The sequence below is a fragment of the Ideonella sp. genome, from assembly GCF_036277275.1.
GTDB lineage: Bacteria > Pseudomonadota > Gammaproteobacteria > Burkholderiales > Burkholderiaceae_C > Ideonella.
This window is the reverse complement of record NZ_DASUNH010000165.1, coordinates 1-25,696: the sequence shown is the minus strand read 5'-3', so window position 1 is coordinate 25,696 and position 25,696 is coordinate 1. Positions and strand designations below refer to the sequence as shown.

20 protein-coding genes are annotated in these 25,696 nt (G+C 69.1%); 8 read left to right on the top strand and 12 right to left on the bottom strand.

Annotated elements, in window-relative coordinates:
- Positions 1 to 31: 31 nt before the first annotated feature.
- The 7 genes from VFY73_RS28055 to pyrF all read right to left on the bottom strand — a co-directional run bounded on the left by VFY73_RS28055 (position 32) and on the right by pyrF (position 9,991).
- Entirely contained in the window at positions 32 to 625 is a 594-nt protein-coding gene (locus VFY73_RS28055; RefSeq protein WP_329724886.1) for a DUF1080 domain-containing protein, read from the bottom strand.
- A 71-nt stretch (positions 626 to 696) separates the two neighbouring features.
- Positions 697 to 1,314 carry a gluconate 2-dehydrogenase subunit 3 family protein gene (locus VFY73_RS28050; protein WP_329724885.1) on the bottom strand — a complete coding sequence of 206 codons (618 nt, stop codon included), beginning with the start codon at positions 1,312 to 1,314 and terminating at the stop codon, positions 697 to 699.
- A 2-nt stretch (positions 1,315 to 1,316) separates the two neighbouring features.
- Entirely contained in the window at positions 1,317 to 3,134 is a 1,818-nt protein-coding gene (locus tag VFY73_RS28045; protein ID WP_329724884.1) for a GMC family oxidoreductase, read from the bottom strand.
- A gap of 186 nt (positions 3,135 to 3,320) precedes the next feature.
- Positions 3,321 to 5,153: a DUF885 domain-containing protein gene (locus VFY73_RS28040; RefSeq protein ID WP_329724883.1), complete on the bottom strand. Its 1,833-nt coding sequence runs from the start codon at positions 5,151 to 5,153 to the stop codon at positions 3,321 to 3,323.
- A gap of 105 nt (positions 5,154 to 5,258) precedes the next feature.
- The gene (locus VFY73_RS28035; protein WP_329724882.1) at positions 5,259 to 6,137 is read right to left on the bottom strand and encodes a putative selenate ABC transporter substrate-binding protein; all 879 of its coding nucleotides are present in this window, start codon (positions 6,135 to 6,137) and stop codon (positions 5,259 to 5,261) included.
- Positions 6,138 to 6,198: 61 nt separating this feature from the next.
- On the bottom strand, positions 6,199 to 8,982 hold the full coding sequence (locus tag VFY73_RS28030) for a PAS domain S-box protein (protein ID WP_329724881.1): 2,784 nt from the start codon (positions 8,980 to 8,982) through the stop codon (positions 6,199 to 6,201).
- 193 nt (positions 8,983 to 9,175) lie between these two features.
- Positions 9,176 to 9,991: an orotidine-5'-phosphate decarboxylase gene (gene pyrF / locus VFY73_RS28025; RefSeq protein ID WP_329724880.1), complete on the bottom strand. Its 816-nt coding sequence runs from the start codon at positions 9,989 to 9,991 to the stop codon at positions 9,176 to 9,178.
- Positions 9,992 to 10,042: 51 nt separating this feature from the next.
- Between pyrF and VFY73_RS28020 the strand changes: the two genes are divergently transcribed.
- The 3 genes from VFY73_RS28020 to VFY73_RS28010 all read left to right on the top strand — a co-directional run bounded on the left by VFY73_RS28020 (position 10,043) and on the right by VFY73_RS28010 (position 14,100).
- Positions 10,043 to 10,642, top strand: coding sequence for an ECF-type sigma factor (locus VFY73_RS28020; RefSeq protein WP_329724879.1), 600 nt, complete (start codon positions 10,043 to 10,045; stop codon positions 10,640 to 10,642).
- Between the two features lie 16 nt (positions 10,643 to 10,658).
- On the top strand, positions 10,659 to 13,706 hold the full coding sequence (locus VFY73_RS28015) for a protein kinase domain-containing protein (protein WP_329724878.1): 3,048 nt from the start codon (positions 10,659 to 10,661) through the stop codon (positions 13,704 to 13,706).
- 211 nt (positions 13,707 to 13,917) lie between these two features.
- On the top strand, positions 13,918 to 14,100 hold the full coding sequence (locus VFY73_RS28010) for a hypothetical protein (RefSeq protein ID WP_329724877.1): 183 nt from the start codon (positions 13,918 to 13,920) through the stop codon (positions 14,098 to 14,100).
- A 28-nt stretch (positions 14,101 to 14,128) separates the two neighbouring features.
- On the opposite strand, the gene VFY73_RS28005 is transcribed toward VFY73_RS28010, so the two are convergent.
- The 3 genes from VFY73_RS28005 to purB all read right to left on the bottom strand — a co-directional run bounded on the left by VFY73_RS28005 (position 14,129) and on the right by purB (position 17,957).
- Positions 14,129 to 15,199: a M48 family metallopeptidase gene (locus tag VFY73_RS28005; RefSeq protein WP_329724876.1), complete on the bottom strand. Its 1,071-nt coding sequence runs from the start codon at positions 15,197 to 15,199 to the stop codon at positions 14,129 to 14,131.
- The gene (locus VFY73_RS28000) at positions 15,196 to 16,440 is read right to left on the bottom strand and encodes a YjgN family protein (protein WP_329724875.1); all 1,245 of its coding nucleotides are present in this window, start codon (positions 16,438 to 16,440) and stop codon (positions 15,196 to 15,198) included. The genes VFY73_RS28005 and VFY73_RS28000 overlap by 4 nt, the downstream gene beginning before the upstream one ends.
- A gap of 134 nt (positions 16,441 to 16,574) precedes the next feature.
- Positions 16,575 to 17,957, bottom strand: coding sequence for an adenylosuccinate lyase (gene purB, locus VFY73_RS27995; RefSeq protein WP_329724874.1), 1,383 nt, complete (start codon positions 17,955 to 17,957; stop codon positions 16,575 to 16,577).
- Between the two features lie 165 nt (positions 17,958 to 18,122).
- On the opposite strand from purB, the gene VFY73_RS27990 reads away from it, so the two are divergent.
- From VFY73_RS27990 to VFY73_RS27975, 4 genes are all read left to right on the top strand, one after another.
- Positions 18,123 to 18,740, top strand: a complete 618-nt coding sequence (locus VFY73_RS27990) for a glutathione S-transferase N-terminal domain-containing protein (protein WP_329724873.1) — start codon at positions 18,123 to 18,125, stop codon at positions 18,738 to 18,740.
- A gap of 129 nt (positions 18,741 to 18,869) precedes the next feature.
- Positions 18,870 to 19,316 carry an inner membrane protein YiaA gene (gene yiaA, locus VFY73_RS27985; RefSeq protein ID WP_329724872.1) on the top strand — a complete coding sequence of 149 codons (447 nt, stop codon included), beginning with the start codon at positions 18,870 to 18,872 and terminating at the stop codon, positions 19,314 to 19,316.
- A gap of 415 nt (positions 19,317 to 19,731) precedes the next feature.
- Positions 19,732 to 22,134, top strand: coding sequence for a PBP1A family penicillin-binding protein (locus VFY73_RS27980; RefSeq protein ID WP_329724871.1), 2,403 nt, complete (start codon positions 19,732 to 19,734; stop codon positions 22,132 to 22,134).
- A 110-nt stretch (positions 22,135 to 22,244) separates the two neighbouring features.
- Positions 22,245 to 22,895 (top strand): thioredoxin fold domain-containing protein, encoded by a 651-nt coding sequence (locus VFY73_RS27975; protein ID WP_329724870.1) that lies wholly within the window; start codon positions 22,245 to 22,247, stop codon positions 22,893 to 22,895.
- A gap of 72 nt (positions 22,896 to 22,967) precedes the next feature.
- On the opposite strand, the gene mnmA is transcribed toward VFY73_RS27975, so the two are convergent.
- Positions 22,968 to 24,095, bottom strand: a complete 1,128-nt coding sequence (gene mnmA, locus VFY73_RS27970) for a tRNA 2-thiouridine(34) synthase MnmA (protein WP_329724869.1) — start codon at positions 24,093 to 24,095, stop codon at positions 22,968 to 22,970.
- An 81-nt stretch (positions 24,096 to 24,176) separates the two neighbouring features.
- On the bottom strand, positions 24,177 to 24,674 hold the full coding sequence (locus VFY73_RS27965) for an NUDIX hydrolase (RefSeq protein ID WP_329724868.1): 498 nt from the start codon (positions 24,672 to 24,674) through the stop codon (positions 24,177 to 24,179).
- Positions 24,675 to 24,792: 118 nt separating this feature from the next.
- Here VFY73_RS27965 and VFY73_RS27960 point away from each other — a divergent pair.
- Positions 24,793 to 25,696 (top strand): NAD(P) transhydrogenase subunit alpha (locus VFY73_RS27960; RefSeq protein ID WP_329724867.1); only part of this gene is annotated, 904 nt, incomplete at its 3' end.

Below are 25,696 nucleotides of genomic sequence, written 5' to 3'. Positions count from 1 at the left end.
CATGCACCACCGGCGTCGACGGTGAACGGTCCTAAGGCAACACCCTCACCTTGATGTTGCGGAAGTGCACCTCGCTCTCGGGGTCATGGCCCTGCAGCGCAAAGGTGCCGCTGGCCAGCAGCCGCTGCTCCAGGCCCTTGGGCCGGGCGGGGATCGCCTCTTCGGTGTAGTCGGCGACCAGTTGCTGGTCGATCCAGGTCTGCACGTGCTTGCCGGTGACGCGGGTGGTCAGCGTGAACCACCGGCCATCGGGCGCGACGACCTTCGGATAGTCCTGGATGCCCCACAGACCGCCCGTGCGGCTGGGATCGCCGTGCGAGTTGTTGACCTGCACTTCGTAGCCCTTGCTCGGCCAGCCGATCTCTTGCCACTGGGTGTGGAAGTAGACGCCCGAGTTGGCCTTTGGGAAGGTCAGCACGTCGAGCTTCAACTCGAAGTTCTTGAAGTCATGGTTGGCGACCGGGCCGAGGTAGAACAGGTGCGACCGTGGACCGCGCACCACGATCGCGCCGTCCTTGACGCTGAACGAGCCGGGCGCGTCGCTCGCGCGCCAGCCATCGAGCGACCGCCCGTCGAACAGCAGTTGCCAGCCGGCGGCTTTCTCGTCGGCGCTGAGGGTGTTCATGTCGGCTCCGGAAGCGGTCGAAAAAGACAGGGCGAGCGCGAGGCCCAAGGCACTGGCAGCAAGGCGAGCCATCAGCTGACTCCAACGATTTTCAACACGGTGGCCGGTGGACCGGCGAACTCGGCCGACGGGGTGTTGCCGACAAAGCCCAGGTCTTTCGTGCCGGCCGGCGTGGTGTAGAAGCCGCCGGCGGTCAGGTCACGAAAACGGGCGAAGAACGTGGCCGCCTCGGCCCGCTCGGGTGCGGCCTTCTCGGCCCAGCAGATCTCGTCGCAGATCGCGCGCTGCTCGGCCTCGCTGGCTTGGTCGAAGCGGCGGCCAAAGCGGCGCTGGCTTTCGGCGTCCAGCCAGGCCAGGCCCTGCAGGATCACGGTCTTGTCCTTGGCTTGATCGGGGTACGGCGCGCTGATCCACTCGTCGATGAACAGGTGCACCTCCAGCGTCGCGGCGCTGGGCGAGTGCTCATCGGCCGGGATGATCAGCCCGCACAGTGCGGCGGCACAGCGGCGTTGCGCGGTGTTGAAGGTCAACGGCCACAACTCGCCGCTGCGGTAACTCTTCACCAGCGTCGGGTCGGTGCCGTAGCCGCGTGTGGCCTTCTTCTTCAGCGCCGGCGTCGCGCCGGCCGATGCCAGGCCGGGCAACGCGGCGGCGGCCAGCATCCATTGCAGCGAATGGCGACGGTCCATCGTCAGATCTCCTTGCGGCGCAGCTGCTCGACCAGGTGGTCGGCTGCGCGCCAGGCCAGCGCCATGATCGTCAGCGTCGGGTTCTTGTCGGCGTTCGACGCGAACGGTGCGCCGTCGGTGATGAACAGGTTCTTCACGTCCCAGGTCTGGCACCACCGGTTGGTGACCGACCGCTTCGGGTCGCTGCCCATGATCGCGCCGCCGACCTCGTGGATGATCGAGCCGCCGGCGGCGATCGCCTTGCGGCCGTCCAGTTCAGGCTTTCCGTTGACGCGGCCGCCCATCGCTTCGATCACCTCGGCAAAAGTTTTCTGCATGTGCGCGGCCTGGCGCGTCTCGTGCTCAGACCATTGCCAGTGGAAGCGCAGCACCGGGATGCCCCACTTGTCTTTCGTCTGCGGGTCGATCTCGCAGTACGACTGCTCGTTCGGGATCATCTCGCCGCGGCCGGCGAAGTAGACGAACGAGCCGTAGGTGCGTCGCACGTCCTGCTTGAAGCGCTGGCCGTAGCTGCCCTGCGTCAGCCATTCGAGCCCCGCGCCGGTGCCCAGGCTGGGCATGCGCCGGCCGGTGCTCAGCTCGATGTGATAACCGCGCGGGAAACCCAGGCCGCTGCTTTGCCACGCCTTGCCCTGTCGGCCATAGAGCCACCACGGTGCGTACAGATGTGAGCCGCCGGCGCCGTCTTCGTTGTGGGCGGGCAATCCCTCGAGCAGCGGCACCTGGCCATCGAGATCGCTGCCAACCGTGTCCATCACATAACGACCCAGCAGGCCGCTCGAATTCGCCAGCCCGTTCGGGAAAGAAGCCGACTTCGAGTTCAGCAGGATGCGCACCGACTCGCACGCGCTGGCCGCCAGCACGACCGCGCGGGCCATGACCACTTCGTGCTTGCCGGTGGTCTTGTCGACGAAGCGCACGCCCGAGGCCTTGCCGGTCTTCTTGTCCAGCGTCACCTCGTAGGCCATCGCGTTGCAGACGATGTCCAGCTTGCCGCTGGCCAGCGCCGGCGGCAGGTGCACGGCCGGGCTCTGGTAGGTCGCCTTGATCGAGCAGCCACGGCCGCAGGGTGTGGCCCAGAAGCAAGCGGCACGCTCGCGCATGGCTTGCGCGACCAGGCGCTGCGCGTTGGTGTTGCCGGGGTGCAGCTTGGCCGGCAGCGTCTGGTGGTCGAGCGTGCGTGTCAGCACCGCGCGGTGGATCGGCACCACCGGGATGCCGAGCTTGGCCGCGCGTTGCTGGACCAGTCGTTCGCCCACCCGCGCGGCCGGTGGCGGCTGCAGGCAGCCTGCGGGCGAGTCGGGCGTGTTCTCCAGCCCTTCGTTCGAGCCGTAGACGCCGATCAGCATTTCGACCTTGTCGTAGTACGGCGCGAGGTCGTCATAGCCGATCGGCCAGTCGAAGCCGAGGCCGTCGCGCGAGTACGGCTTGAAGTCGTACGGCCCGTTGCGCAGCGCGATGCGGCCCCAGTGGTTGGTGCGGCCACCCAGCATGCGGGCGCGCCACCACTCGAACTTCTGCGCCTCGTCGGTCGAGGCCTGGGTGTAGGGCTCGCCGGGCACGGCCCAGCCACCGTCGATGGTCGCGTCGTAGAAGCCGAAGGGCTTGTCCGGCGTGCCGGCACCGCGCAGCGGCGCATCGGCGTAGGTCTGGAACATCGGCGTCTCGGCGGCGAGGTCGTAGTTGCGCCCTGCTTCGAGCATCAACACCTTCACGCCTTCGAGCGCCAGCGTGTACGCGGTCTGCCCACCGGCGGCGCCGGAGCCGACCACGATCACGTCGTAGTCGCGTTGCAAGGTCCGCGGGGTCACGAATCCCATCAGCCACTCCATCCCGACAGTCGAGCGGCGGAGTTTGCCAGCGCGCCACAGCCGCTTCACCGCCGTTGCAGGGTGTTTCCGTGCGGCCGGTTTCGGGTCGAAGTTCGGCCACGGCCCGGGGTGGTCAGCGGGCTCGCTGCGTGTCCAGGCGCGGCCGCGCGCAACGATGAGCGTGCGTGTGCAGCGCTACAAGCGGCTCTTGATCCAGGCGTCGACCTGCTCGTCGAGCACCGCCAGCGGCAGCGCACCGCCGCGCAGCACCACGTCATGGAAGGCCTTCTCGGCCTCGGCGTTCCACTGCGCGCCGAGTGCCATTTGCGCCCGATCGCGCGCCGCGCGGATGCTCAGCATGCCGACCTTGTAGGCACAGGCCTGGCCCGGGTCGACGATGTAGCGCTCGATCTCGGCGACCACTTCGCCTTCGGGCATCCCCGTCTTGGCAACCATGTAGTCGATCGCCTGCTGGCGCGTCCAGCGCTGGGCATGGAGGCCGGTGTCGACCACCAGCCGCACCGCGCGGAACATCTCGGCCTGCAGCCGGCCGAGGTCGCCGAACGGGTCGTCCTTGTAGACGCCGAGTTCGGTGCCCAGCCATTCGGCGTACAGCGCCCAGCCTTCCATGTAGGCGGTGAACGGCAGCACCTTGCGGAAGGTCGGGCCGCCCTGCTGTTCGTGCGACAGCGCGATCTGGAAATGGTGGCCCGGCACGCCCTCGTGGATGGCCAGCGTGCGCATGCCGAACGTGGGCAGCGCGCCCATGTCACGCAGGTTGGCGTAGAAGACGCCGGGGCGGGAGCCGTCCATCGCCGGCGGTTGGTAGTAGGCGCCGGGCGCGGTCTTCTCCTTGAACTCCGGCACGCGTTGCACCTCGATCGGCGCCTTGGGGCTCAGGCCGATCACCGCGCGTGAGCGCTGCAGCAGCTCGGTGATCATCTGGCTGTAGGTGGCCAGCGCCGCCTTGCGGCCCTCTTCGGTATTGGGGTACAGAAACTTCGGATCCTTCGCCAGCCGGCTCAGCGCCTGTGCCGCGGTCTCGTCGCCCTGCAACTGGCCCTGCGCGGTGAGGATGGCCTTCATCTCGCTTTCGATGCGCGCCACCTCCGACCCCCCCAGCTCGTGCACCTGCTGCGGCGTCATGGTGCTGGTCGTCTCGCGGCGCACGCGGTAGGCGTAGTAGGCGTCGCCGTCGGGCAGCTTCCAGACGCCGTCGTCGGTGGTCGCCCGCGTCAGCTGGCCTTCGAAGAACGTGATCAGCTTCTGGTAGGCCGGCCGCACCACCTGGTCGACCAGCTCGGGGCAGCGGGCTTCCAGGCCCGGTTTGTCGGCCGCGCCGACATCGGTGAGCGCCTCGACCTTGGTCTTGAAGTTGACGCACAGCGGGTTCTCGGCCGATGGCTTGCCGGCAAAACCGCGCATCTCGGCCAGCACGCGCTCGATCACGAAGCGCGGCGGGACGATGCCCTTTTGTTCGCGCAGCACCAGGCCTTCTTGCACCTGGTCGAACTTGCGGCCGATCTCACCCAGGCGCGCCAGGTAGTCGTCGGCGCCGCGCCGGTCGGCGATGCGGTGCTGGTTGATCAGGAAGTCCGGTGTCTGGCTCTGCACGCCGAACAGCTGGTTGACCGGGTAGTTGTGAAGGCGAAAGCGCTCACCCTCGAGCTGGCTCTCGATGAACCAGGTCAGCACGCGTGTCGACAGGCGCTGCTCTTCGGTCTGGCGGTCCAGGTCATAGGCCTTCAGGTCGGCCAGGTTCTGGCGCCACTGCGCGAAGTCGCGCTGGGCCTTGGCGTCGGACTCGTCGTTCAGGTGTGCGTTGTGACGCCGGTAGCCGAACTGCTCGGCCACGCCCATCATCGTCAGCAGCTCGGGGTTGTCGAGCATGAAGGCAACGAAGACCTTCTCGTAGAAGTGGTTCAGGCTGAAGGGCCGGAACCAGACCAGGTTGACGACAAATATCGCAACGAGCAGCAGGGCCGCGGCGATCAGGCCAGCGAGCGTGCGGAAGATGGTTTTGCGCATGGGGGCGCAGCTTAGCGGAGCGTTGGGCCGCCACCCGCCCAACGCTGGCGCGATCAGCCGCGGCCGCATCGCGCAGCCCCGCCGGCCGGACGCCCACGGCTGCCCTCACTTCAGCAGCCCGGCGCTTTCGGCCGCGGCACGGATGCCGTTGTAGTTCTCCGGCACGGTCGGCAGGAAGCGCGTCGCACGTTGCAGCGCCAGGATCTCCTGGTGCGCCGGGTTGGCCGGGTCCAGTGTCAGGAAGGCCTTCAGCAGCTTTTCGCGCAGCGCCGGCGCCATCTCGGCGTGCACGCTCCAGTTGTAGTCGTAGTACGGCGGCGTGGTGAAGAAGACCCTGACCTGGCGCACATCGACTTTCTTGTCGGCGACGAACTTCTCCCACACCGAACCGTTCAAGGCCCCGGCATCGACCTTGCCCGAGGCGACCGCGGCGATGGTCGCGTCGTGCGCGCCGGAGAAGGCGATGCGCTTGAAATCGGCCTCCGGGTTCAGGCCGGCATCGAGCAGATAGTGGCGCGGCATCAGGTGGCCCGAGGTGCTCGACGCCGACCCGAAGCTCACGGTACGGCCCTTCAGGTCGGCCAGCTGCTTGATGCCGCTGCCGGCGTCGGTGATGAAGACCGAGCGGAACTTCGCGTCTTCTTCGCGCTGCACCAGCGGGAGCACCTTGCCGCTCGAGCGCACGCTGGCCTGCACGAAGGTGAAGCCACCGAACCAGGCCAGGTCGACCTTGCGGTTGACCAGCGCCTCGACCGCCGCCGCGTAGTCGGTCACAGGCGTCCACTCGACCTTCATGCCCAGTTGAGCCTCCAGGTAGCGGCCGAGCGGCGCGAACTTGCGCGTCAGCTCGGTCGGCGCCTCGTCGGGGATCGCGGTGACGCGCAGCACGGCCTGGCCCAGCACGGCCGGCGCGGCCGTGGCGGTGAACAGTGCGGCGGCGGCCAGCAGCCACGGGCGGCGGCCAAAGAGCGGGTTCTGAGTCATGGGCGAGGCTTCCGGTCAGCAGGGTGGCGGGATTGTGGCCGCGGTGCGGCTCGGGTGACGCTCAGGCGGTGTCGCGCATGCGCAGCGCACGCACCAGCGTGTTGCGCAGGCGGGCCGCGTCGATCGGTTTGGTCAGGAAGTCGTTCATGCCGGCGGCCAGCGCCTGGTCGCGTTCGGACACCAGCGCGGCGGCCGTCAGCGCGATCACCGGCAAGCGGTTGGCCGGGTGACGAAGCCGCAGCAGCCGGGTCGTTTCGTGGCCGCTCATGCCGGGCATCTGCACGTCCATCAGCACCATGTCGAACGGCCGGCCGTGGGCCTGCGCGCGGTCCACCGCCTCGATGGCCTCCGGGCCATCGCCGGCCTGCGAGACTTCGACGCCCCACTGCTCCAGCAGGGCGACCGCGATCATCATGTTGACCGCGTTGTCCTCGACCATTAGCACCCGCGAGCCGCTGATCGGGTCGGCGCCGAAGCCGCTGGAGCCGGAGTCCAGCGCCTCGTTGTCGCCGGCGGGCAGCGGCAGCTCGGCCCAGAAGCAGCTGCCCTGGCCAGGCACGCTGACGACGCCGACCTCGCCGCCCATCTGCTGCGCCAGCTGGCGGCAGATCGACAGGCCCAGGCCGGTGCCGCCGACGCGCCGCGTCCGCGAGACGTCGGCCTGCGAGAACGGGCGAAACAGCACCGCCTGCTGCGCCGCGTCTATGCCGGGGCCGGTGTCCGTGACCTCGAAGCGCAGGCGATGGGCGCGTGACCACAACACCGCCAGCCGGATGCGCCCGCTCTCAGTGAACTTCAGCGCGTTGTTCAGGTAGTTGCTGAGGATCTGGCGCACACGCACCGGGTCGCCGATCACGACCGGCGGCAGGTCGTCTTCCAGCTCGACCGACATCTCCAGGCCCTTCGTGTCGGCCAGCGAACCATAGGCCTGGTGCACTGTGCGCAGCAGCCCGTGCAGGTCGAACGGGATCTGGTCGATGTGCATCTTGCCGGCCTCGATCTTCGACAGATCGAGGATGTCGGACAGGATGCCGGACAGCGTCTCGGCCGAATCGCTGATCTGCTCGATGTACTGGCGCCGGCGAGATTCGTCCACACCCGGCTGTCGCGCCAGGCGGGCCAGCCCGAGCAGTGCATTCAGCGGCGTACGGATCTCGTGGCTGGTGTTGGCGAGGAACGCACTCTTGGCGCGGCTGGCCGCTTCGGCGTCGTCACGGGCCTTGGCCAGCGCCTGTTCGACCTGGCGCTTCTCGGTCACGTCCTCGGCCAGCCAGATCGTGCCGCCGCGGCCCGGGCCGGCGCCGGCCAGCGACTTGGCCAGCAACCGGCAGAGAAAGACGCTGCCGTCGCGCCGCATCATCGGCCGCTCGATCTCGATCTGTTCGCCGCGCGACAAGGCCGGCCCGACCTCGCGGCCCACCGCCTGGTGATCGCTCGGCGTCGGCCAGACCACGCTGCCGTGCTGGCCGACGACCAAACCTGGCGGCCAGCCGAACATCTGCTCGAAGCGCGGGTTGACGAGCACGAACTGCTGGTCGCGTGTCAGTGCAATGCCCATCAAGGCGTTGTCGAGGATGGCCTCGCGCTCTTGCTGGGCCTGCTCGGCGGCGGTGATGTCGCGCGCATTGATGACCAGGTAGTCGCGGCCGTCCATCGCGAACACGGCGGCCGACAGCAGCATCGTCAACAAGCGGCCATCGCGGGTGCGCATGCCGGCGGCGAAGTTCTGCACCGCACCGTGTTCCTTCAGCGCCGCGACGAGGCGACGGCGATCGTCGTGGTCGGCCCAGAGACCGAACTCGACCGAGGTGTGGCCCAACACCTCGGCGGCCGAGAAGCCGGTCACGCGCTCGAAGGCCGGGTTGACCATCGTGTAGCGGCCGGTGGCCAACTCGGTCAGCGTGATCAGGTCGGGGCTGGTCGAGACCAGGTGCGACAGGAAGGCCTCCGAGCGTTGGACGGCCTGCTCGGCTTCGCGGCGCTCGGTCTCGTCGGTGTAGATCGACAGCGTCGCGCGGCCGTCTTCCACATCCACCGGTGCGCTGCTGACCTGCACGATCAGCGGCTTGCCATGGGCCGGCTGCAGCCGGTATTCGCTGGCCGGCAGCGTCTGTCCGAGCGGCATGCCTTCGACCTGCCGCAGTCGGGCGCGCGCGCGTTCGCGGTCGTCGCCTTCGACATAGCACTGCAGCAGGTTGCTGCCCAGCATCGAATGCAGATCCTGGTGGCCGAACAGCGCCACCGCGGCCGGGTTCGCGTCCAGCACGATGCCTTCGCGGTGCAGCACCAGCGGCTGCGGAATGCGGCGGAACAGGTCGTGAAAGCGTGTCTCGGTGGCCTTCAGCGCGTCGCGGGTGTGCACCTCGGCCCGACGATCGCGCAGCAGCACCCAATGGCCGATGAAGCGGCCGAGCGCGTCGAAACGCGGCACGCCGCATAGGCTCAACGGGCGCAGGCCGCCGCGGCCGTCGGCCCAGTCGAGCTCGATCTCGGGCCAGGCCTCGCGTGCCTGCACCGCGTGGCGCAACCGTTTGGCGATCTCGGGCGCGAGCTGGGCCTGCGCCAGCTCCCACAGCGCCTGGCCGACGTGCGGCGGTTCGGCGCCGAACAGCGAATGCTCGCCGTGCGAGGTCGATTCGAGCACCTGGCCGCGATCGTTCAACTCGATGTAGGCGTGGGCGGTGACGTCCAGCCAGGCGGCGAGGTGTTTGTTGGCGCTGGCCGCAGCGGTGCCGCTGGCCGACACGGCGCGCCACAACGGCCATGCCGCGGCGCATAACGCGAGCAGTGAGGTGCCGGCCAGCGTCGCGGCGCGCGCGGCGGAGCTCCAGGCTTCGGGCAGCACCCAGGCCAGCGCGCCGATGGCCGCGGCGGCAAGACCCGCCCTGACCAGGAAGCGCTGCCGAGCGGTCGACGCGAATTCCGCGGCGGAACGAACGCCCGCCGCTGGAACCGCCGTGGGATGGAACTGGGGAACGGTCGAGTGCGCGCCAAAACCCGAGAAGCCCGAGAGAGGGCTTCCCTCGGGAGTGCGGGGATCAGCCGCGGGCGGCATCCAGCTCGCGCCGGGTCGCATCGGCCACCGCGCGGGCGCGGTTGGCGAAATCGTCGCCGGTTCCGGCGTACAGCACGGCGCGCGACGAGTTGACGATGATCGGCGCATCAGGCCGCCAGGCAGCTTTCACCGTTTCGGCCGCATCGCCGCCTTGCGCGCCGACACCAGGGATCAGCAGCGGCAAGGTCGGCGCCAGCTCGCGCACCCGGGCCAGCTCGCGTGGGAAGGTCGCACCGACGACCAGGCCGAGCCGGCCGTCGCGATTCCACGCGCCGGCGGCGAGCTTGGCGACGTGTTCGTACAGGTGATCGCCGTTGGCCAGCATCTGCGCCTGCAGGTCGCTGCCGCCGGGGTTCGACGTGCGGCACAGCAGGATCAGGCCCTTGCCGTCGTACTTCAGGTAAGGCTCGATCGAGTCCTGGCCCATGAACGGCGACAAGGTCACCGCATCGGCCTGGTAGCGCTCGAAAGCCTCGCGGGCGTACTGCGTGGCGGTCGGGCCGATGTCGCCGCGCTTGGCGTCCAGGATCACCGGCACCTCGGGCGCGACGCGGCGGATGTAGGCCATCAGCCGCTCGAGCTGGTCTTCGGCGCGGTGCGCGGCGAAGTAGGCGATCTGCGGCTTGAAGGCACACACCAGGTCCTTGGTGGCGTCGACGATGCGGGCGCAGAAATCGTGGATGCGGCTGGCATCGCCTTGCCACGGGGCCGGGAATTTCGCCGGGTCCGGGTCGAGCCCGACGCACAGCAGCGACTGGTGGCGCGCACTGGCCTCGGCCAGCATCTTAGGGAAGTGCATGTCCCGCATTTTAGGGAGACGGGTTGGGGCGGCCCTGACTATGCTGGGGCCGTGGACGATTCATCCGTGATCGAAGACCCGCCACTGACCGAGTGGATCCAACGCGCCGCCCAGGGCGAACCGGGCGCGTTCGACCGCGTGTTCGCGCGCCTGTACCCCGAGCTGCGGCGCATCGCCCATGCGCGGCTGTTCGCGGCCGGCACCGGGGGCGCCTCGATGTCGACCACCGAGCTGGTGCACGAGAGCTTCCTGCGCTTTGTTCGCACCCCGGGGCTGGCGCTTGCCGATCGGCGGCACTTCTTCACCTATGCCGCGACGGTGATGCGCCACGTCGTGATCGACCTGGCGCGGGCGCATTGGGCGCAGCGTCGCGGCGGCGGTGCGGCTCACGTGGCGCTTGACGATCTGGCGCCGGCCGAAGAGCCACTGGCCGGCGGCGACGTCGGCAACGACGAGCTCTTGCTGCGCATCCACGACGCGTTGGCCGAACTGGAGCAGCTGGATCCGGCGCTCGCGCGCATCGTCGAGATGCAGTACTTCGCCGGCTACAGCCAGCGCCAGATCGGCGAGCTGGTCGATGCGTCCGAACGCACGGTGCGCCGCCAGTGGGACAAGGCGCGCGCCTTCCTGCTCGACCGCTTGCGCGCCTGAAATCACGGGGGCGTGCATGACCACACTGGCCGCGCCCTTCGATGCGGTGCCCGCACCGCAGCGCTGGGCTCGCGTCAGCGCGCTGCTGGACGAGGCCCTGGACTTGGCGGCCGACGCGCGAGACGCCTGGTTGGCGGCACTGATGCAGCGCGAGCCGACGCTGGCACCCGAGCTGACGCGGCTGCTGCAAGCCCATGCGACCTGCGGCGATCACGACCCATTGGCCCACTTGCCTTCACTGGGGCGGCACCATGGCGACGCGACCAGCGGCTTCGATGCGGGCCGCGCCCTGCAGGCCGGCCAGTGCATCGGGCCGTGGCGGCTGGCCGAGCCGTTGGGTGCCGGCGGCATGGCCGTGGTCTGGCGGGCAGAGCGGGCGGACGGCGCGTACGCGCGCCAGGTGGCATTGAAGCTGCCGCAGCGTCTGCCCTGGCGCGGCGACCTGGCCGCGCGGCTGGGGCGCGAGCGTGACATCCTCGCGCGGCTCGAACATCCGCACGTCGCACGCCTGTACGACGCCGGCGTGGACCAAGGCCTGCCGTGGCTGGCGATGGAGCTGGTCGACCAGGCGCAGCCGCTGACCGACTGGTGCGATGCCCGCGCGCTCGGCCTGCGGGCGCGGGTGAAGCTGTTCCTGCAGGTGCTGGACGCGGTGGCCCACGCCCACGCGGCGCTGGTGCTGCACCGCGACCTGAAACCGAGCAACATCCTGGTCGACCGGCGGGGGCAGGTCAAGCTGCTCGATTTCGGCATCGCCAAGTTGCTCGACGAAGAGCTCGGGCGCACCACCGACACGCAGCTGACGCAGTTCTGCGGTCGCTTGCTGACGCCCGACTACGCCAGCCCCGAACAGCTGCGCGGCGAGCCGCTGACCACCGCCAGCGATGTCTATGCGCTCGGTGTGCTGCTGTACGAGCTGCTGTGCGGTGAACGCCCGCATCGCCTGAAACAGGCCAGCCCGGCCCAGCGTGAGACGGCAGTGCTCCAGACCCCGCCCACCCGGCCCAGCGCGAAGCCGCTGGCCGCGGCAGCGCGGGCCCGTGGCTTGACGCCGCGCCGGCTGGCGCATGCGCTGCGCGGCGAGTTGGACGCGATCGTGCTCGCGGCGCTGCGCAAGTCGCCCCTGGAGCGCACCGCCAGCGTGGCGGCGCTGCGCGAGGACCTGCAGCGCTGGTTGGACGGCTTGCCGGTGCGGGCGCGGCCCGACTCACGCTGGGTCCGGCTGCGCAGCTTCGTGCGCCGGCACCACACCGCCGTCGCGATGGGGGCACTGCTGGCCGGCACACTGATCGTCACCACCGCGGTGTCGGTGCGCCAGGGGCTGCTGGCCGAACGCGAGGCGCGCCGTGCGGCGGCGACGCGAGACTTCCTGTTGGCGCTGTACAAGCCGGTGTCGTGGCTCGATGCCAACCCGGCACGCGGGGCGAAGGTCAGCGCGCGCGAACTGCTCGACCTGTCGGCCCAGCGCCTGCGCGATCACCCGGTGGCCGATCCCGAGGTGCAGCATGACGTGCTGGCGACGCTGGCCGACCTGTATGGCGACGTCGACGACGACGCGCGCCAGCGCGAGGTGACGACCGAGCTGGCCGGTTTCACCGCGCGTGCCTTCGGCGCGCGTTCGCCGGAGCACTTCGATGCGCTGGTGCGGCAGAGCCTGGCTGCCGCCAGCAGTGACCAGGCCGAGGCGAGACGGCTGCTCGACCGGGCCGCGACGCTGTTGGCGCAGGTGCCGCGCACCGCGCTGGGCGCCTTGGCGCGCTACTGGTTGGCGCGCGGCAACCTGAGCGAGGACCACGACCCGGCTGAGGCCGAGCAGGCCTTTGGCCAAGCCATCGCGTTGCTGCAGGGCCAGCCCGCACAGGCGCCGTACTTCAGCCGCGCGCTGATCGGTCTGGCGCGTGTGCGCTGGATGAGCCAGAACCGCCTGGCCGATGCCCGCGGCCTGTACGAACGGGCGCTGGCGGTGTTGCGCGCCGATCCGGCCACGCCGGCGTTTGCGTTGACCAAGCCGCAAGCCGAGCTGGCCGACGTGCTGTCACGCCTGGGCGAGCTGCCCGCTGCGCGGGCCTTGTACCAGGAGGCCCACGCGCGCAGCCGCGACGGGCTCGGCCCGGCCCATGTCGACAGCCTGCAGACGGGGCTGCGGCTGGCCCGCGCGCAGCGCGACGCCGGCCGACCGCAGCAGGCCCTGGCGCTGCTGTCGCCGCTGCGTGACACGTTGGTCGCCACCAGTGGCCGGGACGAGGCCTACACGTTGCCGTCGATTGAGCGCGAGCTGGCCGAGGCCCATGCGGTGCTGGGCCAGTGGGACGAGGCGCAGCGGGATTTCGAGCAAGCACTGGCTGGCCTGGCGCGCCGCGCCAGGCAGGCGGTGGCCACCGGCACCGACACCAGCGCGATCTGGTGGGCCGGACTGGCGGCGCTGCGCGCCGAAGCCGGCGATTCGGCGGCTGCGCAGGCCGCGCTGCAGCGGGCCCGCACCGTGCCCGCGGCGGTGGCACACGTGCCGCGCGTGCAGCTGGCCCTGGCGCGTGCCGAGGCCATCGCTGCGGTGATGACGCTGGCCACGCAGCCTCAGGCTCGCAGCGAGGCCGACACGAAGCTGGCGGCCTGGCAGGTGCAAGCGCAGCAGCAGGTCGCTGATGCGCATCGGGTGTTGCGGGCGCGTGTCGAGGCCGAGCTGGCCTTGTGGCGGGCCCGTGCTGCACTGTGGGCCGGCCAACCGGCGCTGGCGGCGCGCACCGCTCAGGCCGGGCTCGCAGCGGTCGACGACGAGGTGCTGGCGCGCGTCGGGCCCATCGAGCAGGGCCAACTGCGGGCAGTCTGGGCCGAGGCCTTGTTGGCCACGACCGGCGACCGCGACCAGGCCTGCCGAGTGGCGGCCGGTGCAGCGCTCGACCTGGTGGCCGCGGTGCCGACGGCGCCCGAAACCTGGCTGGCCAGCCGCATCGACGCCCGCTGTCGGGGCGTGGCGTTGCCGACAGGAGCAGTGCACCGGCGGCTGCAGGCCGTGCCGGCCTGGCAGCAGCGCGATCTGGCGGCGGCCCGCGCGTTCGCGCGTTGAGCGGGCCTCGCGCGGAACCCCCACTGGCGCACCGGCCCGGTGCAATCTTGTGCGCCAAGTCACGCCGATTGACGCATTTGTGTAACAGCTGCCGTCCAGTGTCCGGTTTGGCGGCTGGTTTGCGTATGTGTGGTTATGGCCGTCCTGAACGGACGGGCCGCCCATCCGCCACCTGTCCCCCGGAACCCAGATGCGAAACCTCTTGCAAGACATGCCCCGCCGCTTGGTGCTGTGGCTGACCTGGTCGCCGCTGCTGATGTTGGGCGGCTCGGTGATCGCCTCGGTCATGCTGATCAGCGTCTGCATGTCGGTGATGTCGCCCGAGGCCGAGGCCCCGGCTCAGGGCAGCCTCGGCGCCGTCCGGCCTTCGCCGGTGGTGGTGGCCGCTCGCTGAGCGGCCCGGCCGCCGCGGCGGCCGGCCGTCAGCGCACCGCGTCGGCGTCGCGGAAGACGCGCGTGCGCTCGGCGTCGGCCGGATGGTCGGCCACCGCGATCGGCAACTCGGTCAGCTGCGTCTCACCCTGGCGCCGGCGCCAATCGGCCAGGCGTTCGAACAGCACCACCATCTGGCTCGGCCGCACGCCGTTGGCCCGCAGCACGGCGATCGCTTCCTGGTCGGCCTGGCGCTCGAAATCGCGTGCATAGGCCTGTTGACCCAGCACGGCCGGCACGGCGGCGAGCACACTGGAAAAGTCGCCGACGACGAGGCCGGCCAAGCCGGCCAGCAAGCCGGCCTGGACCACGGTGCGCATGCCGTGGCGGTGTCGCACGTGGCCCAGTTCGTGGGCCAGCACGCCGGTGATCACATCGGGCGTGGCGACCAGCAGCTCGGCCAGCTCGTCAGTCAGCACCATCAGCCCGCCCGGCAGCGCGAACGCGTTCGGGCCGATCTTCATGCGCCCACTGCTGCGAAAGTGCAGCGTGTACGCGGGCCGCTCGGCCGCCGGGTAGGCCCGCTCGACCGCGGCGGCGAACGCCCGCCGGATCGCCGCCTGTTGCTCGGCGCCGAGCCGGCTCGGGCTCAAACCCTCACGATCAAATGAAGCGAGCGCTTGCTCGCCAACCGTCTGGTCGACAGAGGCCGGGATCGCCGCCACCACGGCGTGGCCGGCCCAGGGCACGCCCCATTGCCAGATCGCCCCCGCCAGCATCACACAGGCCAGCAGCGCCCACAGCACGCCGCGCCAGCTTTGCATCCAGCGCACGACCCAGGGGTCGCGCAGGCCCTGGCTGCGGGCCCAGGCGTCCCAGCCGGCGCCATCGGCATGGCTGATCAGGCCGTGTTGCGGCAGGTACATCAGCCGGGCGCCATGGCGCTGACGCTCGGGCCAGCGCAACTGGCGGCGTGGCACGCGACGGCTGACGCCAGCGCCTTCGATCAACAGGTCTCCGCCGTCAATGCGCAGCGTGACCGCCTGGGCGACTGGGCGCTGGCCATCGAAATACTCGGTGGCCAGCGTCGGGTGCGAAGTGGGGAAGTCGTTGGTGCTCACAGGCCCATGTCGATGCCGAAGAAGTCACCGGCAGCATCGCCGGTGGCGTCATTCTGGCCCCCCGCGGCGCTGGCCCGCCATTGAGACAGGTCGCCGTCGAGTTCGACGCTGATCGCCGACAGGCGCAGGCGTGCCATGGCCACCGCCGCGAACGGCCAGTACAGGCCCAGCGTGACGATGACCAGCAGCAGGTTCTTCAGCGTCAGCGTGCCCATCGGCCAGAGCTTCAACTGGCTGTGGCACCGCAGGGCTTGCGACCGGGTGTGGCCCCAGACCAGGTTCTGCAGGCGGGACTGTGCAAACGGCATCACGAGCGCGAAGTAGATCGCGTACATGCTGAGCGAGCCCAAGATCATGACCGGCATGAACCAAGGCGGCATCGCGCTGCCGCGCGTGTGGCTCGCAAGGGTCACGGTCATCAAGGTGGCAAAGACGGCGCCCGCCACGGCCAACGCCAGCAACGAAACGCCCAGGATCTTCAGCGCGAAGATGTAGAAACGGCCGGTGCCGACGTCCAGCCTGGTTTGCTCGCCGGCGTAGTGGTAGTGGCCATGCTGGTAGCGTTTGACCCACGCCAGCGACAAGGGAAACAGCACCGCCGCGGCCACGAACGAGGCGCCCAGCAATGCCATCAGCCCTGGTGGCGGCGCGACCGGTGCCGCACCGTCGGCGTCCGGCCGGGGCATCAACAGGCCAAAGGCGAGGAAACCGAGCCACGGCAGGAAAGCCGGCAGCATCGCGACATAGGCGTCACCGAGGCTGCCGCCGAAACTGAAACGCACGCCACGCCAGCTGGTGTTGGCCAGGCGGAACTGCAACGAGGCCCGCCACAGTGCCGGCCACAGCAGCGCGCCACACACGATCGCCGCGCCGGCGGCCATCGGGGAAAAGCGCCCCGAGGTGAAGTAGACGGCGCCGAACGCCAGCATCAGCAGGTAGCCGCGCAGCATCTTCCACGGGTTGCCGTGAAAGCCCAGCGGCTGGCCGCCGACGAGGGTGTTGCCGTGGAAGTAGGCCAGCCGGCGGGCCTTGGCGAACGGGCGGTACAGGCTGAGCGTGACGATGCTCAGCAGCAGGTTGACCAGCCAGATGCGGAAGTACTCGCTGCCCGAGCCGGTGAACTCAACGCTCAATCGTTGCGGGCTGGTGGGCGACTCGTCCAGCGTGCTGGGTTGCGTCGCGGCGAACATCGTTGCGGACGCGTCTGCGTCGCCGCCGTGTTCGGTGGTGTCGTGGTGCATGGAGACCTCCCTCGGTGCGCACATTTTTTGGTGCGCCCGAGTGTAGGGAGGTCTCGACCAGCCGCCCTCAGTGTTTTGCGCAATTCACGACGGGGGCTGCGAAAGATCACCGCCTTTGGAGGCGTGTCGATCGGTCAGCCGATGCGCTGCGCGAGCGTGGCGGCCAGGCCGGTGTAGTCGGCCGGGGTCATCGCCAGCAGGCGCGCTTTCTCGTCAGCCGGCAGCTTCAGCGCCGGGTCGTTGATGAAGCCTTGCATCAGCTCGCGTGTCATCGGCTTGCCACGCGTGAAGGCTTTCAACTGCTCGTAGGGCTGCGGCACGCCGTGGCGGCGCATCACCGTCTGGATCGCCTCGGCCAGCACTTCCCACGCGCCGTCCAGGTCGGCCGCCAGCGCCTCGGTGTTCAGCTCGAGCTTGTCCAGCCCGCGCGCCAACGAGTCGTAGCCCAGCACCGCGTAGCCCAGCGCGACGCCCATGTTGCGCAGCACGGTGGAGTCGGTCAGGTCACGCTGCCAACGGCTGATCGGCAGCTTTTGCGACAGATGGGTCAGCAGCGCATTGGCCAGACCGAAGTTGCCCTCGGCATTCTCGAAATCGATCGGGTTGACCTTGTGCGGCATCGCCGACGAACCGACCTCGCCTTCCTTCAGGCGCTGCTTGAAGAACCCGAGCGAGATGTAGCCCCAGACATCGCGCGACCAGTCGATCAGGATCGTGTTGGTGCGCGTGACCGCATCGAACAGCTCGGCCATGTAGTCGTGCGGCTCGATCTGGATCGTGTAGGGGTTGAAGACCAGGCCCAGACGCTGCTCGACGACCTGGCGCGAGAAAGCCTCCCAGTCCTTCGTTGGGTAGGCGACCAGATGGGCGTTGTAGTTGCCCACCGCGCCGTTCATCTTGGCCAGCAGCTTGACGTCCGCGATGCGGGCACGCGCGGTGTGCAGGCGCGCCACGACGTTGGCGATTTCCTTGCCGACCGTCGTCGGGCTGGCCGTCTGGCCATGCGTGCGCGACAGCATCGGCACGGTGGCAAAGGCCCTCGCCATCTCGGTCAGCTTGGTGACGATCTTGTCGATGGCCGGCAGCACCACGTCGGTGCGCGCGGCCTTCAGCATCAGCGCGTGGCTGGTGTTGTTGATGTCTTCGCTGGTGCAGGCGAAATGCACGAATTCGGACGCGGCCTTCAATTCGGCCTGGTTTTCCAGCCGCGATTTCAGCCAGTATTCGACCGCCTTCACATCGTGGTTGGTGGTCTTCTCGATGTCCTTGATCGCCGACGCGTCGACCTCCGAAAAACGCACCACCAGACCGCGCAGCAAGCCGCGAGCGGCTTCGGAAAAAGGCGCGAAACCTTCCAGACCGGCATCGGACAAGGCGATGAACCACTCCACTTCCACCTGCACGCGGCGGTGCATCAGCCCAAATTCGGACAGCAACGGACGCAGCGGCGCCACCTTCGGCGCGTAGCGCCCATCGAGCGGAGACAGGGCCATCAGGGTCGAGAGAGGATTCGGCATGGCCTTAGCTCCAGCAGGTCGTTCGATCGTTGTGGTGCGGCACAGACGAGGTCTCGCCGCAGTCGAGGCAGTCCGTCATTTTAGGGGGGCACCCCGCCTGGCGAAGCCCCATGGCGCAGGGGGTGCTTCGATAGAATCGTTCATCAAGGGAAGACCACACAGCTCATGAAACTGATCGGCTCCTACACCAGCCCCTATGTGCGCAAGGTCCGAATCGTGCTGGCCGAAAAGAAGCTCGACTACCAGTTCGCGCTGGAAGACGTCTGGGACAGCGAGGCCATCCTGGCGGCCAACCCCCTCGGCAAGGTGCCCTGCCTGGTGATGGAAGGCGGCGAGGCCGTTTTCGACTCACGCGTCATCGTCGAATACGTCGACACGCTGTCGCCTGTGGGCAAGCTGATTCCCGCCAGCGGCCGCGAGCGGGTCGAAGTTCGCACCTGGGAAGCGTTGGCCGACGGCCTGCTCGACGCCAGCGTCCTGGCCCGGCTCGAGATGCACTGGCCCGGCCGCACCGAGGCCCAACGCTGCCAGGCGTGGGCCGACCGTCAGATGACCCGCGTCGACGCCGCGCTGAAGGCCATGAGCCGTGGCCTGGGCGACAAGCCGCACTGCACCGGCATCCATTTCACGCTGGCCGACATCGCCGTCGGCTGTGCGCTCGGCTACCTCGACTTCCGCTACCCGGCCATCGACTGGCGCAGCGAACACCCCAACCTGCACAAGCTCCATGACAAGCTGGCCGCGCGGCCGAGCTTCGTCGACACGCTGCCGCCGGCCGCGTGAGGTGTCGGCGCGTCGCGCGCATTGATGCACGACAAGGCGCTCGGCAACGCATTCGCCTAGGGCGCGCCCGCAGCGCGAGGCCACATGGCCCCGCCTACACTGCCGAGCCACCAAGGAGGAGAACACACCATGCCCGCCCGTCAGCCCAAGACCCTTCAGCGCCCGACCGGTGCTTTCATCGGCGCCTCATGGGCCGCGCTGTTCGTCGGCGCGGCGACCTACCTCTTCGGCTTGTGGAACGCCGCGATGGCGCTCAACGAGAAGGGCTACTACTTCACGCTGCTGATGTATGGCCTGTTCTCGGCCGTGTCGCTGCAGAAGTCGGTGCGCGACCGACTCGAAGGCATCCCCGTCACCGGTATCTATTTCGGCCTGTGCTGGTTCTCGCTGGGCCTGTCGGTCGCATTGCTGGGCATCGGCCTGTGGAACGCGACCCTCAGCGCCAGCGAAAAAGGCTTCTATGCGATGGGCTTCTTGATGAGCCTGTTCGCGGCGGTGGCGGTGCAGAAAAACGTGCGGGATGTGGCTTTGCTGGCGGGCGCCGCAGACGACAACGGCGACACGGTAGGCTCTTGACGGTAGCTCGTCGCGTGAGCCTGAACAAACGGTTGATCTCCCCCCGCAGGGCCGGCCGGGCTGGTTGATCGTGACGACCCGTCACAAGGCGCCGTGGCAACCCGAGCGCAGCATTGGCGACCCTGATTTCGCGACAGCAAATCGGCGTGGTTGCCTGGCGGCGGCACAACTGGTCGATGCCATGGCCGCGTTCCGCGCCGGAGCTGCGAGCGGCGAGCCGCTGCACGATCGGGGGGATTGGTTGACGGCGCGCGCCCTGATCGCCATGCCAACCGCACTGGTGTAGCCGGCAGAGTCGACAAGGGCTCCGACCGCTGCGTGAGCGGTCGACCCTTGCTCGCTTTCACACGACCACGGCTGACCGGCGATGTGTCGGCAGCGACCGTCAGTGACTTGTCGATAATCGCCCCACACCATGCCCGATCCGATCTCGCGCCGGCAGCAAGTGCCGGCTTCTCGACGTGTGCAACGCGGCGCCCTGCGCTGGCCCACCTGGGCCGACTGGCGTGGCGGGCGCGATTGGCGCGCGTGGGCGCTGGTCAGTGGCATCACCTTCGCCTCGGGCCTGCTCGTGCTCGGCATCGCCGTTGCACTGACATTGCCCAACCTGCCATCACTCGACCGCGTCACCGATTACCAGCCGCGCCAGCCGCTGACGGTGTTGACGCGCGACGGCGTCGAGATCGCGCAGTTCGGCGCGGAGCGGCGCATTTACTTGCCGCTGGCGCAGATCCCGAAGAGTTTTCAGGATGCGGTGGTCGCGGTCGAGGACAAGCGGTTTCGCCGGCACTTCGGCATCGATCTCATCGGCGTCGCCCGCGCCGTGGTCGTCAAGCTCGGTGGTGGTCGGTGGCAAGGCGCATCGACCATCACGCAGCAGGTGGCGCGCAATTTCTTTCTGTCGCAGCGCCGCACCCTGGAGCGCAAGTTCAAGGAGGCACTGCTGGCATTGAAGATCGAGCAGGCGCTCAGCAAGGACGAGATCCTCGAGCTGTACCTGAACCAGATCTACCTTGGCCAACGCGCCTATGGCTTCGGTGCGGCGGCGCGCACTTATTTCGGCAAGCCGCTGGATCAGCTCACGCAGGCTGAGACTGCCGTGCTGGTGGGGTTGCCCAAGAACCCGAACTTCGCCAACCCCATCGTCAACCTGCCCCGGGCGCAAGAGCGTCAGCGTGTCGTCTTGGCGGTGCTGCGCGATCAGGGGCTGCTCAGCGCCGCCGAACACGACGCCGCGCGTGAGCAAAAGCTGAGCATTCATTCGCAGCTCGCCGTCGAGGTCCACGCCGAGCATGTGGCCGAGATGGCGCGCCGTGCGGTCGTCGAGCGTTTCGGCGAGCAGGCCTACACCCGCGGCTACAAGGTCGTGACCTCGCTGGTCGCTGCCGAGCAGCAGGCCGCGTGGGCCGGTGTTCGGCGCAGCCTGATCGAACACGAGCGCCGCCAGCCCTGGCGTGGGCCGGAAGACCATGAGGATCTGCCCGACGAGGACAGCGACGCCGGTGAGTTGGAGCGTGCCGCCGCGCAGGCGCTGAAGGACCATCGCGACGACGAAGAGCTGCGCGTCGCGATCGTGCTCCATGCGGCGCCGAAGGAGCTGAAGCTGCAGCTGGCCAGCGGCGAGCAGGTCAAGCTCAGCGGCACGGGCCTGCGCTGGGCGCTGCCGGCGCTGTCGCCCAAGGCCAAGGCGTCACTCGCGATCAAGCGTGGCGCGATCGTGCGGCTGCAAAAACTCGACAAGGTCGGCTGGGCGATCGCGCAGTGGCCGGCGGCCGAGGCGGCCTTCGTCGCGATGGAGCCTGTCAGCGGCCGCGTGCGCGCGCTGGTCGGCGGGTTCGATTTCGCGCGTCAGCCGTTCAACCACGCGACGCAGGCGTGGCGCCAACCGGGCTCCAGCTTCAAGCCCTTCCTCTACTCGGCGGCGCTCGAGCACGGCGTGATGCCGTCTACGCTGATCAATGACACCGAGCTGGCGCTGCCCGATGCGACCGGGCCGACCGGTTGGCGGCCGCAGAACTCCGACGGCCAGTTCGACGGCCCGCTGACGCTGCGCCAGGCGTTGGCACGCTCGAAGAATTCGGTCAGCATCCGCTTGTTGCAGCACATCGGCATCGACACGACGCGCGCCTGGGCCGCGAACTTCGGGATCGACCCCGACAAGCAACCCGACAACCTGACGCTGGCACTGGGCGCCGGCAGCACCACGCCGCTGCAACTGGCCGGTGCCTACGCGATGCTGGCCAACGGCGGCTGGCACGTCATGCCGCAGGTCATCGAGCGCATCACCGATGCCGACGGCAAGCTGGTCTACGAGGCCCCGGCTGCGCCGACACTGGAAGAAAACAGCCGGGTACTGCCGGCACGCAACAGCTTCATCACCCGCCGGCTGCTGCACGATGTGGTCACCAGCGGCACTGCGGCGCGCGTCCACGCGGCGTTGCCGCGAGACGATCTGTACGGCAAGACCGGCACCACCAACGATGCGGTCGATGCCTGGTTCGCAGGCTTCCAGCCGGGCCTGGTCGGGGTGGCCTGGGTCGGCTACGACGACCCCAGGAGCCTGGGCAGCCGCGAGTCCGGCGGCGGCCTGGCGCTGCCGATCTGGCTGGACTACATGCGCGTCGCGCTGGCCCGCGTGCCGGTGGTGGCCGATCCGGCGCCCGAAGGCGTGACACAGCGCGATGGCGAGTGGGTCTACAGCGAATGGGCCGAAGGCGGTGCCGTCGAACGCATCGGCTTCGAGGCGGAGGCCTCGGTGCCGGCTGCTTCGGCCTCGGCGCCACCAGCGCCGAACGCCGTGCCGGTGTTCAGCCCTTGAGGCGACGGAACCAATCCGGCTCGGCGGGCGTCTGTCGCATCAGAGGCCAGCGCCCGACAGGGGCGCACGCCGGGATGCCGACACCCTTCACCCCAACCAGTCCACCTGCCATGCAACGACGCCTTTTTGCCTTGACCGCGTTGGCTTCGCTGATCGGGTTGAGTGCCTGTCAGAAGCAGGCCGACACGACAGCCTCATCGACGACCTCTTCTCCCGCTTCAGCCGGCGCGCCCGCCCCCACGCCCGCCGGGGCCGGTGGCACCGAGAGCCCGGCTGCTACGGCAATCAGCACCGCGCAAGACGCCTACGTGCTCGCCGCCACCGGCAACGGCTTCAGCACTGGCCCGATCATGTCGGCGCACACGGTCTACGTGTTCTTCGACACCACCTGCCCGCACTGTGCCCACCTGTGGCAGGCGGCGAAGACGGTGACCGGCCAGCTGAAGGTCGTCTGGATCCCGGTGGCCTTCTTGCGCCCGCAGTCGCTGCCACAGGGGGCGACGATCCTGGGCGCCGCCGACCCGATCGCGGCGATGGACGAGAACGAGGCCAGCGTGGCCCACCGCGGCAACGGCATCACGGCATCGACCTCGCTCGACGATGCCGTGATTGCGAAGGTCAAGGCCAACACCTCGATGTTCAAGCAGCTCAATTCGGACAGCGTGCCGCTGATCGTCTACCGCAACGGCAAGACCGGCCAGGTGGGCCAGCACGCCGGCGCCGTCACGGCCGCCGAGCTGTTGGCGTTCGCCGGCCTATAAAGAGAGCCCCCACGCCCTCGTCGGGGCTGCGCCAGGCCTGAGACCCGTCGCCTCGGCAAGCGCGACCGGTCCTCAGGCCGTTGCCATGGTTGCTTCGTTGATCACGCCGCCACCCAGGCACACATCACCGTCGTACAGCACGGCAGACTGGCCCGGCGTCACGGCCCACTGCAACGCCTCTGGCGCGAAATCGAGCCGCATACCGATGGCCGAGGCGCCGGCCAGCGTGCATGGCGCGTCGGCCTGGCGGTATCGCGTCTTGGCGGCCAAGGCGCCGGGCGCCGGGGCCGTGCCGGCGATCCAGCTCAGGTCGTCGGCCTGCAACGATCGGTACTGCAGCCACGGATGCTCGTGGCCTTGTACGACGACCAGCGTGTTGGTGTCGAGGTCCTTGCGTGCCACATACCAGGGCGCGTGCTCGCCGCCACCCCGGGCGGCCTTCTTGTCTTTCACGCCACCGATGCCCAGGCCCTGGCGCTGACCTAGCGTGTAGAAGCTCAGGCCCACGTGCTCGCCGAGCTTGCGGCCGCGGTCGTCCTTGATCGGGCCGGGCGCGTGGCTGAGGTAGCGGTTCAGGAACTCACGGAACGGCCGCTCGCCGATGAAGCAGATGCCGGTCGAATCTTTCTTCTTCGCGTTCGGCAGGCCGATCTCGGCCGCCAAGCGTCGCACCTCGGTCTTCGGCAATTCGCCGACGGGGAACAGCGTCTTGGCCAGCTGCGCTTGTGTGAGCCGGTGCAGGAAGTAGCTCTGGTCCTTCAGCGGGTCGAGGCCCTTCAGCAACTGCACCGCGTTCCCGTGTTCGCGCACGCGGGCGTAGTGCCCAGTGGCAATCTTCTCGGCGCCGAGCCGCATCGCGTGGTCGAGGAAGGCCTTGAACTTGATCTCGGCGTTGCACAGCACGTCGGGGTTCGGCGTGCGGCCGGCCTGGTATTCGCGCAGGAACTCGGCGAACACGCGGTCCTTGTATTCGGCCGCGAAGTTGACGTGCTCGATCTCGATGCCGATCACGTCGGCCACCGAGGCGGCGTCGAGAAAGTCCTGCCGCGACGAGCAGTACTCGTCGTTGTCGTCGTCTTCCCAGTTCTTCATGAAGATGCCGACGACGTCGTGGCCTTGCTGCTTCAACAGCCAGGCGCTGACGGCCGAGTCGACCCCGCCGGACAGGCCCACGACCACGCGCTGCTTTTGCTGATTCACCTTCACACCCGAGCTGGACAACCACCGGATTGTCCGCCGAAGGCCTTGGCCTCATGCGGCCCGGGGCGCTTGTCGGGGCAGTCAGGTGGCGGTGTGGCCGTACAGGCTGGGGTCGGCGTGCAGCAGCGACAGCGGCGCCCGCACGCCGGCCAGGTGGTGCGCGATGCATTGCATCACCAGGGGGCTGCGGTGGCGTTCAGGGCAGGCGCGCAACTCGGCCGGTGTCATCCACAGCGTGCGTTGCACCGGTGCGTCAAGGGCCCGGCCCGCAATCGCCTCGCCGACTTCGCCGCAGATCGCGAAGCGCAGGTAGCTGATGTCCTCGCCGCTGCGCGCGTGGCGAAAGCGTGCGAGGTAGGCGCCGACCAGCGCTTCGGGGTGGAACGGGCGGGCCGTTTCTTCCAGCACCTCACGCACGACCGCATCGAGCAGCGACTCGCCCGGGTCCAGGTGGCCGGCCGGGTTGTTCAGCTTCAGGCCCTCGGCGGTCATCTCTTCGACCAGCAGGTAGCGGCCGCCCTGCGAGACGACGGCGGCGACGGTGACGCTGGGTTTCCAGCGGACGTGGTTGTCTCCCATGCGACGATCTTAGAGCCTGTCCCCAAGCCATCATGTCGGTTTCGGCTGGTAAGCTCGCCGCCGGACAGTCACGTGGCCTGCCATGACGGGCCGCTTCCCGGGTCAAGAGGAGAGTTCCATGCTGATCGGCGTTCCGCTCGAGACGGCGGCGGGCGAGTCCCGCGTTGCCGTCACCCCCGAGACGGCGAAGAAGTACGTGGCCCAGGGCCATGCCGTGAGGGTCCAGTCGGGTGCCGGTGTCGCCGCCAGCGCCACCGATGCAGCCTACGAAGCCGTGGGCGCGCAGATCGTCGACCGCGCTGCGGCTTTCGCGGCCGAACTGGTGCTGAAGGTGCAGCGTCCGTCGGCCGACGAGCTGGCGCTGATGAAGCCGGGCACCGCGCTGGTCGGCATGCTGAACCCGTTCGACAAGGACGGCCTTGCTCAGATGGCCGCGGCTGGCCTGACCAGCTTCGCGCTCGAAGCGGCGCCACGCACGACCCGCGCGCAAAGCATGGACGTGCTGAGCAGCCAGGCCAACATCGCCGGCTACAAGGCGGTGATCATGGCCGCCGACAAGTACCAGAAGTTCTTCCCGATGCTGATGACGGCGGCGGGTACGGTCAAGGCCGCACGCGTCGTGATCCTCGGTGTCGGCGTCGCCGGCCTGCAGGCCATTGCCACCGCCAAGCGCCTGGGCGCGGTGATCGAAGCGTCCGACGTGCGGCCCTCGGTGAAGGAGCAGGTCGAGTCGCTGGGCGGCAAGTTCATCGACGTGCCGTATGAGACGGCCGAAGAAAGGGAAGCCGCGGAAGGTGTGGGCGGCTATGCGCGGCCGATGCCGCCCAGCTGGCTCGAGCGGCAGAAGGTCGAGGTGGCCAAGCGCGTTGCGATGGCCGACGTGGTGATCTCGACTGCGCTGATCCCGGGCCGTGCGGCGCCGGTGCTGGTGACCGAAGAGATGGTCAAGTCGATGAAGCCGGGTTCGGTGATCATCGACATCGCCGCCGGCAAGGGCCCGACCGGCCCGAACGGTGAAGCCG